The 17214-nt window shown below is 67.9% G+C and carries 14 protein-coding genes and 1 pseudogene; 6 read left to right on the top strand and 9 right to left on the bottom strand.

What is annotated here, in order from left to right:
- Positions 1–324, top strand: a 324-nt coding sequence (locus ABZZ74_RS49120; protein ID WP_356950639.1) for a transposase, incomplete at its 5' end; no start/stop codon positions are given.
- Positions 325–378: 54 nt separating this feature from the next.
- Here the strand turns inward: ABZZ74_RS49120 and ABZZ74_RS49115 are convergent.
- From ABZZ74_RS49115 to uppS, 6 genes are all read right to left on the bottom strand, one after another.
- Positions 379–657 (bottom strand): hypothetical protein, encoded by a 279-nt coding sequence (locus ABZZ74_RS49115; RefSeq protein ID WP_356950638.1) that lies wholly within the window; start codon positions 655–657, stop codon positions 379–381.
- A 448-nt stretch (positions 658–1105) separates the two neighbouring features.
- Positions 1106–1618 carry a hypothetical protein gene (locus ABZZ74_RS49110; protein WP_356950637.1) on the bottom strand — a complete coding sequence of 171 codons (513 nt, stop codon included), beginning with the start codon at positions 1616–1618 and terminating at the stop codon, positions 1106–1108.
- 89 nt (positions 1619–1707) lie between these two features.
- Positions 1708–2442: a Crp/Fnr family transcriptional regulator gene (locus tag ABZZ74_RS49105; RefSeq protein WP_356950636.1), complete on the bottom strand. Its 735-nt coding sequence runs from the start codon at positions 2440–2442 to the stop codon at positions 1708–1710.
- A 1459-nt stretch (positions 2443–3901) separates the two neighbouring features.
- Positions 3902–4744: a hypothetical protein gene (locus tag ABZZ74_RS49100; RefSeq protein WP_356950635.1), complete on the bottom strand. Its 843-nt coding sequence runs from the start codon at positions 4742–4744 to the stop codon at positions 3902–3904.
- Between the two features lie 132 nt (positions 4745–4876).
- Positions 4877–6346 carry an oxygenase MpaB family protein gene (locus ABZZ74_RS49095; RefSeq protein WP_356950634.1) on the bottom strand — a complete coding sequence of 490 codons (1470 nt, stop codon included), beginning with the start codon at positions 6344–6346 and terminating at the stop codon, positions 4877–4879.
- The gene (uppS, locus tag ABZZ74_RS49090) at positions 6343–7056 is read right to left on the bottom strand and encodes a polyprenyl diphosphate synthase (RefSeq protein ID WP_356950633.1); all 714 of its coding nucleotides are present in this window, start codon (positions 7054–7056) and stop codon (positions 6343–6345) included. The genes ABZZ74_RS49095 and uppS overlap by 4 nt, the downstream gene beginning before the upstream one ends.
- Before the next feature lie 1220 nt (positions 7057–8276).
- Between uppS and ABZZ74_RS49085 the strand changes: the two genes are divergently transcribed.
- Positions 8277–8537 carry a hypothetical protein gene (locus ABZZ74_RS49085; RefSeq protein WP_356950632.1) on the top strand — a complete coding sequence of 87 codons (261 nt, stop codon included), beginning with the start codon at positions 8277–8279 and terminating at the stop codon, positions 8535–8537.
- Between the two features lie 421 nt (positions 8538–8958).
- A complete protein-coding gene (locus tag ABZZ74_RS49080) occupies positions 8959–9312 on the top strand; it encodes a hypothetical protein (protein WP_356950631.1) in 354 nt (117 codons plus the stop codon).
- A gap of 218 nt (positions 9313–9530) precedes the next feature.
- Here the strand turns inward: ABZZ74_RS49080 and ABZZ74_RS49075 are convergent.
- A pseudogene (locus tag ABZZ74_RS49075) lies at positions 9531–9674 on the bottom strand (transposase); the annotation flags it as partial.
- A 343-nt stretch (positions 9675–10017) separates the two neighbouring features.
- Between ABZZ74_RS49075 and ABZZ74_RS49070 the strand changes: the two are divergent.
- Positions 10018–10620: a hypothetical protein gene (locus ABZZ74_RS49070; RefSeq protein ID WP_356950630.1), complete on the top strand. Its 603-nt coding sequence runs from the start codon at positions 10018–10020 to the stop codon at positions 10618–10620.
- Positions 10621–10657: 37 nt separating this feature from the next.
- Here ABZZ74_RS49070 and ABZZ74_RS49065 read toward each other — a convergent pair whose 3' ends face one another.
- Positions 10658–11497, bottom strand: a complete 840-nt coding sequence (locus tag ABZZ74_RS49065; RefSeq protein WP_356950629.1) for an AfsR/SARP family transcriptional regulator — start codon at positions 11495–11497, stop codon at positions 10658–10660.
- Positions 11498–12207: 710 nt separating this feature from the next.
- Between ABZZ74_RS49065 and ABZZ74_RS49060 the strand changes: the two genes are divergently transcribed.
- On the top strand, positions 12208–12654 hold the full coding sequence (locus ABZZ74_RS49060; protein ID WP_356950628.1) for a hypothetical protein: 447 nt from the start codon (positions 12208–12210) through the stop codon (positions 12652–12654).
- A 394-nt stretch (positions 12655–13048) separates the two neighbouring features.
- The gene (locus ABZZ74_RS49055; protein WP_356950627.1) at positions 13049–15919 is read left to right on the top strand and encodes a BTAD domain-containing putative transcriptional regulator; all 2871 of its coding nucleotides are present in this window, start codon (positions 13049–13051) and stop codon (positions 15917–15919) included.
- Positions 15920–16280: 361 nt separating this feature from the next.
- Here ABZZ74_RS49055 and ABZZ74_RS49050 read toward each other — a convergent pair whose 3' ends face one another.
- Positions 16281–16484, bottom strand: coding sequence for a hypothetical protein (locus ABZZ74_RS49050; protein WP_356950626.1), 204 nt, complete (start codon positions 16482–16484; stop codon positions 16281–16283).
- Between the last annotated feature and the right edge of the window lie 730 nt (positions 16485–17214).

The raw sequence follows: 17214 nt of genomic DNA, 5'->3' as shown, positions 1-17214 counted from the left end.
AACACCTATCTGCAGGCCCGGTTCGCCGAGGCGGACTGCCGGTCCTGCCCGGACCGGACACGGTGCACGTCCTCCGCGACCCGGCCCCGCTCAGTCGCCGTGCTGCCCCGGCCGCTGCATGAGATCCAGACGCAAAACCGGCTCGACCAGCAGAGCGAGCAATGGCAGCGCCGTTACGCGATCCGCGCCGGCATCGAGGCCACCCTCTCCCAGAACGTCCGTGCCCACGGGCTGCGACATTCCCGCTACCGCGGCCTGGCCCGCACCCACGTCCAGCACGTCCTCACCGCGATGGCCTGCAACGTCACCCGCATCGCCGACTGAATCGACACCACACCCAGAACACGACGCCGGGCCACCCACTTCCGCACACTGTGCTCAGCCACCACATGACCTGCCCAACATCACCAACAGAGTCACGGTGTTGACTTCACAGATCACCCCGGTCCAGAACAGCAACCCCGCTGCGACCCCTTGGTCTGCCCTGCCGTAGGACAAGAGATCCCATTCGTCCATGCCCACGAACATGACCAGCCCCAGGCCGACGAGTACGACGACCGCGATGAGCGAGCAGACGGCCAGCTGCCAGACGGCGTTGTGCTGAGCACACGCCAGCTGACCGAACCCGGAACCGATCATCGTGCTTGCGACCGCCATGATGACGAGCGCGGCAGCCAGCGTGAGGTGGCTCAGCCAGAAGTCATCAATGCCTGAAGACGAATACTCTCCTGGAAGGAGCGGGGGCGGGATGGGGTAGCCGCATCCCCTCCCCAGCGGCGCTGCGGCCGGCGGCGTTCGTCCTGCAGAACTCGCCGGCGCCTGTGGGATCCGGCACATCTGGTTTGCCGGTCTCCCCTACACTCGCGGCGGTTCGAGGACTGAAACGTCTCCGGGATCCGTTATCCCAGGTGAAGACGGGGATGCATTTCCCACTGCAGCTGCCGGGCGTCCGGTGCGGACGCCAGCGAGAGGGTTTGCCAAGCGCGTCCGTCTTGAGGGCCAGGGTCTCTACGGGCCGCGCCAGCGGGCTCGCATGGGGCGCGGCGGCTGTTGGGAGATGCGGCTGGACGATAAGTGGGTGGCGTTCGTCCAGCCGCGGCGGCCGTCAGGCGCTCCGCAGAGACTTGATCTTCTTCCGGGCGTTCGTGATGGCTTGTGCCAGGTCGGCCCGGGCGGCCTCTTGCTTCATGGCCTGCAGGAGCAGGGCGTTGTGGTCGGCGAGGGACACCTTGACGGCGGGGGTCTGGGCGGGCAGCGCCGTGGCCAGGTAGTCGTCGACGTGCTCCACGACCTCGGCCAGCTCGTGGCGGATGGTCTCGGTCTGGTCGGCGACTCCTCGGATCATGTTGCCGGTGTGCGAGATGTCGTCCATGTCGTCGATCCGGCTGGGCTTTTGTGCCCTGCGGCACTGCGCCTTGTAGAGGTCGGCGAGCCACTGGTCGGGTTCGTCGTAGACGGTGTTGTGGGTGTCGGTGGTGCGGATCTGCTTCATCCAGGCGAAGACCTCCCGGTGGTGCAGGAGGCCGTACAGGGCGAGGGCTCCCAGGAGAAAGGAGGAGACGATACTCGCCGCGAGGGCGCCGGCGCTGGTGCCGATCGCCAGCGTGGTGCTGTCCATGGTCATGGTGATCCGTTCACGGGTGCGCCGGCCCAGGACACGGGTGTGCGGCGCAGCAAGATGGTGGGTCCGGCGTGCCGGGGGTGGTGTCAGATCCCGGCGAGGTGGCGCAGGCCGTCGATGTCGTGGATGACGAACTGCCGGTATCGGGCTTCGAGGACGCCGTGGTAGCGCAGGGTGCGCAGCGCGTTTTCCGTTGTGGAGACCGCGAGTTGGAGCGCGGCGGCGATGTCTTTTTGGCCTGGGCCGGTGACGACGGTGTTGCTGGAGGTCCTGGGGTCGGGGACTCCGGTGGTGTCGGCGAGGTGTGCCATGAGCCTGCTGACGCGTTCGAGGGGGGGGCGGATGGCCATCCCGTAGATGAACTCGTCGCTGCGGCTGCGGGCTTCGAGGCTGCGCAGCAGGGCGAGGCGGGCGTCGGTCAGGCGCCGCTCAGTGAGGACGTTGAAGTAGCGGGCGGAGCAGGGGATGACGACGGTGCTGGTCAGGCAGCGGGTGTCGACGCTGACGCCGGGATGGATGAGGGCGGCTTCGCCGACCAGCTGGCCCGGTCCCCGGAAGCGGGTGATCGCGGGCATGTCGGGTCCGGTGCCCAGCGGGTAGCGGTCCTGGCGTACGACGCCTTCCAGGATGATGTACACGGCCTGGGTCTCCTGCCCCATGGGCAGCAGTTCGTCGCGGACGAAGGCGCGGCTGCGCAGACCGGCGCTGAGCAGGGTGTGCCAGGTCTCGGTCGTCAGCAGCTGCAGGAAGCTTCCCTCGGGCTTGCCTTCATGGGCGTGCAGGAGGTCAGTGGGCCGGGAGGTGTCGATGGCGGGAGGCATGCTCACTCCCCCATTCCGGCCGCAGCAGCGGCGCGTGTCCCGGCGTACGCGCCCTGCGGGACACAGTCGTGACGGCGGGTCACAGGCGGCGTGACACTGCGGCGTTGAGGGTACGGCGGCACAGCGCCGTAGGCGTTGGCGGTGCTCATGGTCTTCTTCCCTATGCGGTTGATCGTTCTGGGACCCCGCGGTACCGCGAGGTCCCAGGTGGTGGGTCCGTCGCCTCTCCGGGAGGGTGGAACGTGCCCGCTGGTGTAGGTCGGGCGGATGGAGCGAACGGAGAAGACGGTGGAGCGGGCTTAACGCTACCTCTCGCCCCGAGCCAAGAGCTAGTCGCGTTTCCCTCGGCGAGGATGACTAGTCCGTCAACAATCCCCTACCCGCGGGGGATTGCCACGCCCAGCCTCTTGACGGGACAGATAAACCGTTCCAGAGATTCTCGAAAACCCCTTGAATTTCACCCGCTGATGTTTATTTGCAGCGTTGGATATGCGCCTCAGGTGACCAACAGGGAAGCCATACGTAAACGCGCAGCAAAAAACGGGAGGCCCCGGGGCACCACCCCCAGGACCTCCCGGAAAGGGTCCGGACCCACCAGGATCAGACCGGTGTCCAGTAAACACCACGGACGGCGTTAAGGTCACTCCCGATGTGGCGCCAGATGGTCTCTACCTCCCTAACTAGCACTGGAAACCCCCCACCCGCGGGGGTTTGGCATGTCCGGCACACCCTCCTGGGACCGTCAAGCCGATCCTTCGGAACCCTGAGAGATTTGCCCTTTTTACGCCTCCTGGTGCGAGACGGCCCCGGAGTCGGAGGCGCCTGAGAGCGCAATCAAATGATAATCGCCGTTCAAGAGTCAACAAAATCGATCGGGCGGTGTGCATCCCCGCACGGGCCGATCGTTCGTACGCACGAGAGGCGTTCAAGTGTCCGGCTATGCAGCTATTCGCCTCTCAACAATCAGCAGCCTTAGATCAAGCGAAAATGCAGGCTCGATAGATATTGCCTGACTCCTTCGCTCAGGACGGGATATCGAACATCAATCGGCGTGCTATGCGTCCATGTTTCCGAATGTCGACTGGTCCACAATGCCACCATCTCCTGCCGCGCAACGGAAGCAGACCCCGTGCCGCCGGCATGCTCGCGGCCAGACGCTCACCTTTCACCGCGTCAGTTTGGTTACGGATCAGACGAGTTGATGGCGGCAGTTGCACGGAGGTTGCGCTTCGCGTACAGAAAATGACCAATCGGACGCGGAGAGTAACGTGCGTCACACTGTGCGCCCGCCAGGCCCGCCTGGCGCACGCCCCGCGCCAGCCCGAGCGCCCCGCGCCTCACCTCATGCGCCGCGCCTGCCCGGCTACGCCCCTCTGAGACCCACCACGCCGGAACAAGTCCCTGTCCGACGTATACACATGCCGCCCCGACACGGCAGCACAAGCAGCTGTGCGCCCAGTCACCCCAGCAGCGAGGACGGACGACATCCCCGAAAGCGCAGCCTCTTCAGCATGTCCTCACCCTTCAGGGCAAGGCGGGTGAGCCGGCCGCATTGCAGGCCGGCGGCGTCCATCAGCTGGTAGGCGATCAGGCGCAGGTCGTCGTCGTGCGCGGACGGCTCGGCCAGGCGGCGGGTCTTCTCCCAGCGGCTGTTGCCGGCGAAGGTCAGCGTGAGCGTGACAGCTTGGGCCGCCTGCTCGCGTCGGCGCAGCAGCTGCCCGAGGCGGATCACCAGCTCCAGCAGGGCGGCGCGGACGTCGGCGCCGTCCAGGGTGTGCCGGTCGAAGACATACCGGACGGTCGCGGTGGCGGGCAGGGTGCGGGGGACGACGGGGCGCGGGTCGATCCCGCGGGCCCGGTCGGCCGCGGTGCGGCCGGCCTTCCCGCCCAGCAGGCGCTGGATCGTAGCGGCCGGCGTGGCGGCGAGCAGGCCGACGTAGTGGATGCCGTACTCGCGCAGCACCGCGGCCTGACGCTCGCCGATGCCGTGCAGGGCGTCGACGGGCAGCTGCCCGAGCCAGCCGGCCGCCTGCTCGGGATCGATGGTGAGGACGCCGCCGGGGGCGGGGATCTGGGCGGAGGCTGTGGCCGCGACCGTGATCGAGGGGCCGATGCCGACCCGGACGTCGACACCCAGGCGCGAGAGGGCCCGTACCCGCAGCACCTCCCCCAGCCGGCGGGCGTCCGCGCGGTGATAGCGCATGGCCCCCTTCAGCTCTACCAGGGCCGCGGCGGGCGGCAGGGCCTGCACCACCAGGGACAGCTCCGCCAGCAGCTCCATAGAGCAGGCTGACGCTGCCATGGCGAGAGTTTCCGAGCGGCGTCCGAATTGATGCTCTGATCCACTTCGCGTGGTGGCGTACACGGCCCACCTGCTGATCGTTAACGTCGTCGAGGTGGACGACCGCTACGGCTCCGGGCGCGCATGCGTGCGTCAGGCGTCGGCGAGAAGCGGATCGTATGGGGTGTTCCTGCGGCGGCCGGACATGAAGGAGAGGAAGTCGCCCACGAAGGCGCTGCGGTCGTAGGTGCTGTCGGTGGTGGTGAGGTCGCGGTGGAAGGCTGTGCGGAAGAGTGCCCGGTGTTCGTCCGCGTCGATGGTTCCGCTGTTGTCCTTGTCGGTGGCGTCGAAGAGCACCTCGGCGACGCGGATGAGCGCGGGAGCGGCGAGGGAGGGTACGGCGGTGGCGTACTCGTCGGCGCTGACGCGACCGTCGCCGTCCGTGTCGAGGGCGGCCTGGAGCTCGCGCCACCAGGCGGCGAAGGCGTCGTAGAGCCGGGTCTCCTCGGGTTCGTCCAGGTCGAGGCGGGTGGCCAATTCGCCTGCCATGGCGGCGAGGTCGGGCCAGTCGAGGTGGCCATCGCCGGTCTGGTCCAGCACTTGGCGGAAGAACTCATCCGCTGAGCGCCGGCCCTCCCCCGTTGCCGCCGAGGCGGTCGGGACCGGGTCGGGATGGGTGTCACCGCTCAGTGGTGTGAGGAGGCGGAGCAGGGCAGATGCCTTTTTCATGCGGGCGCGCAGCGCGGTCACGGTCCGGACGCGGGGGTCGTCGCTGTCGGGCGGGAGGGAGAGGGCCTCGATAATGGTTTCGGCATTGATCCAGCCCTCGGGCAGGAAACGGGCGAGCCCGGCGGCCAGGTAGGCGCCCTGCGTGAGGGTCGGGGCGCCCGGCATGCTGGGCAGGCCAGCCTTGCGCCGGTAGGGCTCGGGAAGCGAGGCGACGGTGATCGCGCCGAGGAGCGGACCGACGACAGCCCGGCCGGCCGCCCACAGGGTCGGCGCGCCGTCGAGCAGTGCCGGGGCGGGCAGGTGGTCGAAGAGCCGGTAGAGGATGATGCGGGCTGCCTCGGTGTTCTCCAGTTCGTCCTCGACAATCTTGTCGAAGTACCTCCAGAAGGCTTTCAGGTCCTCGGGGAGTTCCCCGGCGTCGCCGTCGAGCGCGGCGAGCAACGCGCGGTACTCGGCGTACAGACGCTCCATGGTGTCCTGATCGAGCGGCTGACCGCTCAGTCGGCACATAGTGACGGCGCTCTCGAAGAGGGTCGCGATCACCCAGGCACGGGTCGAGCGGTCCATGGCGTCGTAGGCACGGCCGCGGGAGTCGGAGCCGCTCATGCGGGAGTGCAGCCTGTTGAGGCGGGCGGCCTCGCGTTCGCGTACCGCTGGGTCGACATCGAACATGCGCCGCATGCTGAGGAAGGTGTTGCGCAGCCGACGCCAAGGGTGGGCAACGAAGGTGGAGTTGTCGGCGAGGGCAGCGCCAATCTTCGGGTGGGCGGCCTCCAGCACGGTGGCTCGGATTATGGCCAGCGCCCAGCGCGGGTCGTTGAAGAAGGCCCTGAAATGCGGCTCCGGGCCGAACAGGGGTGGCTCGCCGGCCACCCCCGGGGTTCCAGTCGTCATGACAGGCCTCCGTTCGTCTGGGGCGGCACGCCGCCGAAGCGGCGGTCACGGCGCCCATAGGTGTGCAGGCAGGTGAGGAAGTCAGAAGCCCTGAAGTCCGGCCAGAGCGCTTCGGGGAAAACCCACTCGGCGTAGGCGACCTGCCAGAGCATGAAGTTGGAGATGCGCTGCTCGCCGGAGGTGCGGATGACGAGATCAACGTCCGGGGTGTCGGGGAACGGCAGGTGGTCCGCGAAGAGCCGCTCGGTCACATCGTCCGCAGATGTCCCGTTGCGGATCAGCGACCTGGCGGCCTCGACGATGTCTCGGCGCCCGCCATGATCGAAGGCCACGGTAAGCGTCATCCCCTCGTTGTCGGCGGTCAGCGTCGCCAGATCCTCGAGGTTCTGGGCCAGTTCACGGGGGATGCGTGGGTCTGCGGCCCCGAGGAAGCGACACCGGATGCCCCGGGCAAGCAGCAGCGGCGCGTGCTTGCGCACCACCCGGCGGACCAGGCGCATCAGGTAGTCGACCTCGCTGCCGGGACGGTTCCAGTTCTCGGTGGAGAAGGCATACAGGCTCAGCCACTCGACTCCGGCCGCCCGGGCGGCCTCGATGATGTCGATGACGGTGGTCTCCGCAGCCCGATGGCCCGCCGTTCGGGGAAGCGAACGCTGCTGTGCCCAACGACCGTTGCCGTCCATGACGCAGGCTACGTGCCGCGGCACCACACACGCCGACCCGTCGTCCGGCCGCTGCTCGTCCCCGTGTTGTCGCCCACCCGGCCGGTCTCCCAGCGCGACGTATGCACCAAGGACTCCATGGCCCGTCACACCGCGCCCTGCATCGCCCAGAACGGCACGGCCGGACCTACCGCGCTCAGCCACAACCACCTCGTATCGCCCATACGCACGCCCCAAACGCACCGTCCCCTCCCAGAAGTCTGGCGGCAAGGAAGGAGCCTGACCGGCCAAACGAGGGGGCCATCACCCTTGGCGCATACGCCCGATTCTTATCGGTATCAGCAACGACTGGCGGGCGTGACTGCACCACCCCAGTCGGGTGTGGCCACCGCACGGGCGTAAGAAGCGCGTGGCGGCACTACGGCCGCTACCGGCGCTTGGACCAGGCCACTGTGACGAGGTACGCCTAGAGGGGATCAAGCCCTGTCACGGCTGCGACAACCTGACTTCAAGCGCAATCCCCATTGTTATCTACGACTGGCATTGAGTGCTGAGATATTGCACCGAAAGCCGGAAATCCGCCGTCCGTCCGTAACGCAGGACACCCGGCCCAGTTGTGCCGATGTCGCTAATTCGCCATGCGCCAGACATGTAAGTCACATCATGGAGATGATATGTGGGACGCCGCAGTTTTGACCTTTATCGTGAGTGCATCCGCATTCACCTTCGGATCCGCGTTCCTATCCAATAACTACCGGCGTCTGCATCATAACGATGCAGCGGAACTGCGCCGGCGCCAACGTATGATCGACGTACTACGGGCCAATATCCACGTGCGGTACCACGCTCGCCCACTTGAGTGCACCGAAAAAAAACCAGTCGCCGACGTCAGTAATTTCCAACGACGATGCCGTCGCCTAAAATTAGCAGTCGTCGTAGCAGCCCTCCATCTGGCGCCGCCTCGGATTTTCATACAGCAGTAAGTAGGGGTTGTGGCCGGTCGGCAAAATATAGTGGATACCGTCGCACCCGGTCGAACAGTAGCGACGGATCAGCCGGATCGCTCAAGCAAGCGTGCACGCCCACCAGCGAGCACAGACATTCGGAGGCGACGGGATACGCCTCGGCCCTGCGGGCATATTGAAATCTTCCCCGGTTTCATACGATCGCCTATAGGTCTGCCTGATACCTACACAATCACGCTTGTCCGGCTAATCATTCACCCGTTCGCATCGCATCCGCCCATGAGTGGTCCCGTTAGTTGGAATATGACGAAGGCAATCAGAGAACAGGCGATCGAACCGCTGCCGAAGAGGATCCGCCCGGAAGGCGTCCGGGTCACACGGCTGGGCTCCTTCACTTACATCCCGAAACCCGCCGCCTGCGATGACACGGTGCATGGAATCCTCGCCAATGGAGGGCTTTCCGTCCCGCTTGACGTGACCGAGAAGGACCTTCAGGAGCTCATGCACTCCTTGAGCGTTTTGGAGGTGGGTCTTTCGAGACGCTGGGCGGAGTTGGAGCTCTGAGTTCCGGCGCAACGAGACGGGCTGCCACGCCATGCACGACGAGCGAACAACGTCCGGTCCACGATCGCGATGCCCGACTGCTCGTCGAAGTCGGCGCCCGCCAGGCCGCGTCGGACCACCGGGCGCGGGCACCCGGGGCCTCGCCGTGGAGGAGGACGGTCGTTCGCAGGCGGATTGTCCTCGCCGGACGTGCCGGCCGGCACGTCGTACGAGCCCCGTTCGAGCGTCGGCGACCCTGCGCGCCTCGATCCGCCGGGCAATGGCCGGTCCAGGGCTTGGACATGAAGACGCGGATGCCCTCTGAGCTGGGACGGTGGGACTTCCTAGGGTTCCATGTCCACAGAATCGGAGTGCATCCGCGAGATGCAATCTTCCCATGCGGCTTCGTGTCCGCCGCGTTCGATGACACGAATCTGGTCGCGTGTGCCGGCTGGTACCGGTGATGCGGCTGGCCGAGCGGTGCGGGCTCGCCCGTCCGGTGGCGGACAAGGCGAAGCTTGGCGGGGCGAAAAACGGCGCGGGTGCGGCGGCGGACGCCAAGGTCGCCAGCATCGTGGGCGGCATGGCCGCGGGTGCGGACAGTATCGACGACCAGGGCGTTCTGCGGCAGGGTGCGATGCCGACCCTGTTCGGCCAGATCCGTGCCCCGTCCACACTCGGCACGTTCCTTCGTGCGTTCACCCACGGTCACGCCCTCCAACTCCACGCTGTGCACCGCCGGTTCCTGGCCCAACTGGCCGCGCACACCCCGCTGCTGCCTCCGGAAGTCCGCTAGCGGATCCCCATCGCCATCCTGTTGGGCGAGCTGACAGGCATCACAGAATCTTCGGCTTACCGGACGCCCGCCCCGATTTTCCCCTCACCGAGGAGGCCAGCGCAGCCGGCCTGGCGAACCTGTTGGTGATGTTGGGCAGATCATGCGGTGGCCGCGCACAGCGTGCGGAAGTGCGTGGCCCGGCGTCGTGTTCTGGGTGTCGTGTCGAACCAGTCGGTGATTCGGGTGATGTTGCAGGCCATCGCGGTGAGGTCGTGCTGGAGGTGGGTGCGGGCCAGGCCGCGGTAGCGGGAACGTCGCAGCCCGGGGGCACGGACGTTCTGGGAGAAGGTGGCCTCGATGCCGGCGCGGATCGCGTAACGGTGCGACCGGCACCCCCAGAACCCGCCGCCGTACTACACGCTTTCACGCGCTGTGCGCAGCCGCCGCATGCCCCTGAGGGTCCCGCCAACATCACCAGCAGAGTCCCGGTATTGAGGCTAACCTCGATCTTTCTTGAGGGTCCGCCGACAGAGTCGGTGGACCCTTTTGCCAGCTGGGATCGATCTGACACATCAGCCCACAACAAGTGGGCCACGCAGAGCGGTGTCGACGGTCTGTAGCCCGATTGTGGACGGCTCTCGCCACACTGAGCGCAGTCCAGGCCGGCGCACCTTCGACCGGCCACCCCCACCATTGTTGGAGTGATGGAGCATGAGAAAGAGCATGATGACCCTCGTCGCTGCGGCGGCCCTGGCCGCGGGCGCGGCGATCGGCACGGCCCCCACCGCAGGCGCCGCACCCGCCGGCCCGGCTCTTGCGGGAGTGGGCGGGGATGGCCACCACGGGCAGTCCACGAGCCGTGACGTCAGGCGGGTTCCCGCGGCGTTGAAGTCAGCGGATGTGATCTATAGTCCCGGCTGCTCTGGCACGACACTTCCGATCGACTGCACGATCAGCGAGCCGGTCGTCACCCAGCACGAGACGACGTACCCCTTCTCCTTCCTGCCCGGCGACCACGTTACGGTGAACGCGGGGGGCTGCGTGCAGACCGGCGGTCGCGGTCTGACCTGGAAGCGGTACGTCGACCCGGCCTCCGACTCCGACCTCTACCATGGCCTGATCACCATCCCAGGCGCGACGGGTGACCTGGAGCGGCTGGTGAACGTAGTCGGCCGGCAATATGTCGTCGGTGGCCGCGGGGGAAGCCTCAAGCTGGGCTACGAGGATGACGGCTATTCCGACAACGGCTACACCGCGCACGACAATGGCACCGGCGATCAGTGCCTGAACTCGGTGAACGCCTTCGTGCACATCGTCGTTTCCTGAACGGGGCAGCGCCCGCGCCCGAGGGTGCGGCCGGTCGTCACCACGAGGCTGGCGCACCGTGCACGGCCACCCGCGGCAGAGGGAAGCGTTCCGCACGGCCCAGAGCGGGGTCATGCCGGAGGATCCGGGAATGCACCCCGGCAAGGGCCGGCGAGGGCTCGATCCCGTGTTCCTCCCTGAGCAGGACACTTGCTGTGCGGTACGCACCCAGCGCGTCCGCCTGCCGTCCCAGACGGTATAAGGCGATCATCAGCTGACCCCACAGCAGTTCCCGGGTGGGATGCGCCTGGACCAGCATCTCCAGTTCGGCGGCGGCCTGCGTATCGAGGCCCAGAGCGAGCGCGGACTCGATCCGGGCCTCCGTCGCTGAGAGCTGCAGTCGCTCGAGGTGGACCGCGGTCGCGGCGATTCCTGGCAGGTGACCGAACTCGGCAAAGGCATCGCCTCGCCACAACCCGAGCGCCTGGGTCAGGTGCTCGAACGCGATCCGGGGCTGCGCCGCCAGTGCCTGCTGGCCCGAGGCCACGAGGCGCTCGAACCGTCCGGCGTCGATGTAGGCGGGGTGCACATGCAGTTCGTAGCCTGGCGCTCGGGTGACCAGCGCTGCCGCCGCGTCGGCCCCGCCAACGAGACGCAAGGCCGCACGCAGCCGCGACACATAGGTGCGCACCGTACGGTGCGCGTCCCGCGGAGGAAGCGGCCCCCACAGTTCGTCGACCAGGGTCCCCACACTCACCGTCCGTCCGGGGGCTGCAGCGAGCCGGGCTAGGACTCCCCTCGGTTGAGGGCCACCGAGATCGACGGCCCGTCCGAGCACGACGGCTTCCAGCGGTCCCAGTACGCGCACGTGCAGTCCGTGGGTTTCCCACGCGGTCATATATGCCCCTCCTTACAGTCCGACGAGTCCGTGATCGGGCGAGCTGATCCGAAAGGATCTTGGTGCGCGACTGCATGATTGTCATGTGCTGTTCCGCTGAGCGGTCCGCAGTCGGAGCCAATGTGGCGGCCGCCGACCCTGTCGAGATGGTGCGTAGGCCGGACCGCATCGGGGCCGTTCGTGAGGGTGATAGCCGTCGCGTCGGGCTCGAGGCTGCGGGCGACGCCCGCACCACCGCGCACCCACCCACCTGCCGCGTCAACACCGGCTTGCTCCCCGATCACCGTGCGCCGACAGCCGCGCTGCGCTTCGCCCGGCCGGTCCTGACCCGTCTCGCCGACGCCGGCATCAACGACCTCGCAGACGTTACCCCCCTCCTGCACCACCACCTGACCGCCTGCCACCTGATCGGGATGTCTGTCCATGGTGCTGCTGGGCGCGCTGGTGACCATCGGGTTCCGGATCGTCGACGGGGTGGAGGCGACCGGACGACCCTCTGCCTCGACGGCGTTCCAATCGCTCTGGTGCTCGGTTTGGTCAACCTGGTGGCAGCCGAGGCCCTCAACCGCGCACCGGGCCTCGGACCAGCTGGTGAAAGGCGATGACACCGTAGGGACCTCCCGGCATCGGGCAGGCGGAACGCCGCTGCAGAGTTCTTGCGCACTTCTTGGCAGTGGCCGGTCTCTTCGGGGCCGTCTGGACGCGCAAGGGTGCACTGGCTGGTTGCTGCCACCGAGTACGGCGCTCTGACCGCCGTCTACTGTGCCGTGCCGGACTTCCCAACCCCCCGCAAAGCTGTCACCGTCGTCGAGCGCGGCGCGTTCAGGCATGCTCGTGGCTGGGTCTTCCTGGACCGCTTGCCAGACCTCGCGGGGCGTTGGAAGTCCGGCCCCCTGCAACGACTGTCCGCCACCCCGGCCAAGATCTTGAACAGCCCGCCACAGGCTGCATTCCGCGACCAATTCGCCGCGATGTCCGGCACCCGTCGAGGCTTGAGATGCACGGTCGCGGACGATTTCGAACCCGTACCCTTCACGCCCTTCCGGACCCGGCAGCAGCATCATGTGGCGGTCTTTGCCGTGCACTTGGGCACCGGCTTCCCGTCCATCCGGGTCGCGCTGCGCGGCACGGGCGGCTGGCGCTCGGTACACCCGTGAAGTGGAAACTATGCGGCCTGACTTCGCCGCGGCACTGGTCACAGGAGTGCGAAGGCGCCCTCCATGACGCTCCGCCTGCCGCCGTCCGAAGCGTCCGGTAAAAGCTGCGGATGGGGCGCGGCATGGCCGGCGTGCGGCTCGTGCGGGCATTTCGGCCGATGCGCCGGTAACTGCGCAGTACTTGTTGCTCTTGTTCCTCGTTGTTCGTTCACGTCCCTCTCCCCTCAATGCCGCGCGACCGGCTCCCCGTACCGCCGTTACGCGCGCGGTGCGCCGGTGTGCATGGGACTTCTCCGTCCCAGCAGACTGAAGTCCGCGGTACCAGAGTGACTTTCGAGTGTGGCTGAGAACGTTGTCGAAAGGTTGTCGCCCGTCGCGAGAATGTGCGTAGTGGGTGAAGAAAAGCAGCACAGGAGGTGGGGGCTTCGTGGTGGAATTGCGGCTTCTCGGACCCGTGGAGCTCTCGGTACGGGGCCGCACGGCTACGGTCGGCCCGCCGCAGCGTCGCACTGTGCTGGCCGCGCTAGCGGTGGACAGCGGCCGGCCCGTCACGGCGGACGTGCTGATCCGACGGGTGTGGGGCGTCGCTCCGCCGGCCGGGGCGCGGCGTGCGCTGCACGCCCACGTGGCTCGGCTGCGCCGACTGTGCGAGCAGACCGAGGACTCGGGACAGTCCCCTCTACGCCTGGTGCGCCGATCAGGTGGATACCTGCTCGAGGCCCGCCCGGAGCAGGTGGACATCCACCAGTTCCGGCAGCGGGTCGGCCGGTCCCGGGCATCGGGCCGGACCGACGAGGCTCGGGCGGCCCTGCTGCGCGAAGCCCTTGGGCTGTGGCAAGGGGAGCCGCTGGCCGGGCTCAGTGGGCAGTGGGTGGAACAGGTACGCGAGGCCTGGCGGCGGCAGCACGTGGACGCCGCCGTCGCCTGGGCCACGATGGAGTCACGCGTGAGTGATCCCGTTGCCGTGGTCGGCCCGCTGACCGACCTCGTGGACCAGTACCCGCTGGTGGAACCTCTGACCGAGGCGCTGATGCGGGCACTGCACGCCGCCGGGCGCAGCGCCGAAGCACTGGACACCTACGCAAACGTCCGCAAGCGGCTCGCCGAGGAACTGGGCACGGACCCCGGCTCGGAACTGCAGAAGGTCCACGAGTCGATTCTGCGCGGAGGCCGGGCCGAGACAGTCGCCCGGCCAGGGCCCGGGGCACCGGTCAGGGACACTCCCCGGCCTACCTCTGCGCCCCTCCAACTGCCCATGGGAGTGCGTGGGTTCACCGGTCGGGGCAAAGAGCTCGCCCAGTTGGACGAAGTCCTCGCCTCAGTAGCGAACCAGCCGTCAGCGGTGGTGATCACAGCAGTGTCGGGCGCGGCAGGGGTGGGCAAGACCGCGTTGGCCGTGCACTGGGCGCGGGGGACCCAAAGATCCTTTCCTGACGGCCAGTTGTACGTTAACCTGCGTGGCTTCGCTCCCGGCGGGTCGGTGATGAGCCCGGCGGAAGCGGTGCTGGGGTTCCTCGACGCTCTGGGGGTGCCGCCGGCCCGGATCCCGGCCGGTCTGGAGGCGCAGGTCGGGCTGTACCGCACTCTTCTGGCCGGGCGCCGGATGTTGGTACTGCTGGACAACGCCCGCAGCGCCGAACAGGTTCGTCCGCTGCTGCCCAGCTCGCCCGGCTGTCTGGCGCTGATCACCAGCCGTCGATCCCTGATCGGTCTGGCCGCCACCGAAGGCGCGCAGCTGCTGAACATCGCCATGCTCAATGCCGGTGCGGCCCGAGAACTGCTGATCCGCCGGCTGGGCGAGGATCGGGTGACGGCCGATCCCGATGCCCTACAGAAGATCATCGGCCGATGCGCGGGCTTGCCACTCGCGCTCGCGATCGTCGCTGCCCGGGCCGCCGCTCAACCTGATCTGCCGCTAGCGGCACTCGCCAAGGAAATGCGCGAGGCCGACGGACGCCTGGACGCCCTCGACGGCGGGGAGGCGAGCAGCCAGGTACGGGCGGTGTTCTCCTGGTCGTACCGGGCGCTGAGTCCGGAGGCCGCCCGGCTCTTCCGATTACTGGGCCTGCATCCCGGTCCCGACGCCGCGCTCCCGGCCATCGCCGCCCTGGCCGGCGTACCGGCCGCCCGCGCCCGCGGACTGCTCGCCGAACTGGTGCACGGACATCTGCTCACCGAACAACCCGTCGTCGGCCGGTACGCCTTCCACGACCTGCTGCGCGCCTACGCCGCCGAGCTGGCTGCCAAATACGACGGCGACGACATCCGGCACGCCGCGGCGCACCGCCTGTTCGACCACTACCTGCACACGGCCCACCGCGCAGACGCCCTTTTGACACCCCGGCCCAGCCCGGCTCCACTGCCATCCGCCCAACCGGGCGCCAAGACCGAGGAGTTATCAAGCCATCAACAGGCACAGGTTTGGTTCACCGCCGAGCGTTCGGCCCTGCTCGCCGCCGTGGAGCAAGCGCCCGCAGCCGGTTTCCACAGCCACGCCTGGCAGCTCGCCTCGGCACTGACCACCTATCTCGACCGGCACGGCTATTGGCGGGCGCTGGTCACGGCGCACACCACCGCGCTGGACGCAGCCCGGCTCCATGGCGATGTCGTCGGGCAGGCCGAGGCCCACCGAGGTCTCGGCCTCGCCGAGGACCGACTGGACCGTACCGCAGACGCGCGCGCCCACTACCTACGGGCGCTGGAACTGTTCGGCGAGGCCGGCAGCCAGGCCGGGAAGGCCCGCATCCATCAGCACCTGTCCCGGATGTCCGAGAACCAGGGCCGGCATCAGCAGGCACTCGGCCACGCCCACGCCAGCCTCACCCACCACCAGGCCGCCGACGACAGGGCCGGACAGTCCGCCGCTCTGAACCACATCGGCTGGATCCTCGCCCAGCTCGGCAACCACCAACAGGCCCTCGCGCACTGCCTTCAGGCTCTCGAACTGGCCCAGGAGACCGGTGACCTCAACGGGCAGGCCCATATCCAGGACAGCCTCGGCTACATCCACGACCGGCTCGGTGAGCACGCCGAGGCCGTCGACCGCTACCAGAAGGCCGTCCACCTCTTCCACCAGTCGGGCGACCGGCTGAGCGAAGCCACCGGTCTCGTCTGCCTCGGCGACATCTACGACGCCGGCGATCGCACGCACCCTGCCCGCACCGCGTGGACCCAGGCCCTGGCCATCACCGTGGAACTCGGCCTGTCGGACACGGATCCGCTGCGTGCCCAACTCCTCGAACGGCTCGGCCCCGCGCCGGCCTGATACTGAGTCACGCCGATCGCGGAAGCGGCCCGGTTGCGCTCGAAATCGGGAACCCTCAGCGAACTGCAGCCGTCGAACAACACCATCCGGTACGAACCAATCCCACCCCTGGCGCCGTCGACCAGGCCAGTAACCCGGCCAGCACCTAAAACAACGCCCGCACCGGCGCGCTGCCAATCCGCCAGCACAGATCACGCAACGCCTTCGCCGACGGACAGACCACCGGCATCCCGGACAGACCCGCGGTCAGCTTGTCCTAGCGAGCTCGTGCATGGTTGGCGCTGGCACGTCGCGGGGTTCGAACTGGTCCGGTGTTCACCCTTGTTCATCGTTCTCAGAGGGCGTCTTCGGTCGGCGGCGGCTACAGGTCTTGGACGGCGCGCAGGGCCTGGTCCACCCGGGCCATGGCCGCAGGGTCGACAAGGCCGAGGAGCTTCGCACCCTCGAACCGATTGACCCGCAGATGGGTGATGTTGACGGCGACCGCCGTGCACGGGATCGGGTCGCCGATCACCACCGACATGGCCGTGTCCGGGTACTTCCCGCTGTCGTGCAGCACGATCACCAGGAGGGCGCCGTACGACAGTCATGGTTGCAGAGTAGCCACCGGTGGACGATGGCGTAAACCGGTTGCTGCCAAGCGGCCAGCGGCCCCGAGCCCGAGGGGGCAAGATCCTCCATAAGCACCGCGCGGCGCCGCCTCGGGACGGGCCCGAGCACCACCAGGAGCACGCCGACGACGGACGCGGGCCGCCCGCGTCTGCTGCCCATCGAGCGGCTTGCCCCTGACGCACTCCTGGACGGCTCCGAGCATCGACGGGCCGCCGACCGGAAGGGCCGGCGCGCGCTCGGACCGCACGATGCACAGCACGACGGGAATCAGGCTAATGCTGGCCGCCGGGTCCTCGGAATTTTCGATCGCGCGCTCCTCGATGTTTCAAGCGACAGGTGAGGGATCCCCCATGGCCATGTTGAGCTGCGCCCAGGGTTCACGACTCTGCGCTGCGCCCCAGGCCGGTCGGCTGTCCACCTGACGGGCCTCGCACGCCTTCCTGGCCGTCATGGCCGCCGACGCCGCGGCAAAAGGGGCAGCAGAAACGGTTCCTGCCTCGCGCCCCTCGCCGTGGCGGAAGTTCGGAGGCTCCTGGCAACTGTCACTCATTCCTCGCCGTTCACCAATACCTCACCAGTGCACGCGCCCTGAGCTTGGTTTTTAACCTCGGGTGTCACCCGACCTGCTGATCTGCGGTTCTTCCCGGGACAGCCGAGGCGGCCGTTCTCCACGCTTCGAGATG

Source organism: Streptomyces sp. NPDC006476 (genome assembly GCF_040612015.1).
GTDB lineage: Bacteria > Actinomycetota > Actinomycetes > Streptomycetales > Streptomycetaceae > Streptomyces > Streptomyces griseorubiginosus_B.
Note: the sequence above shows the minus strand (reverse complement) of the source record. Positions and strands in the feature narration are given on the sequence as shown.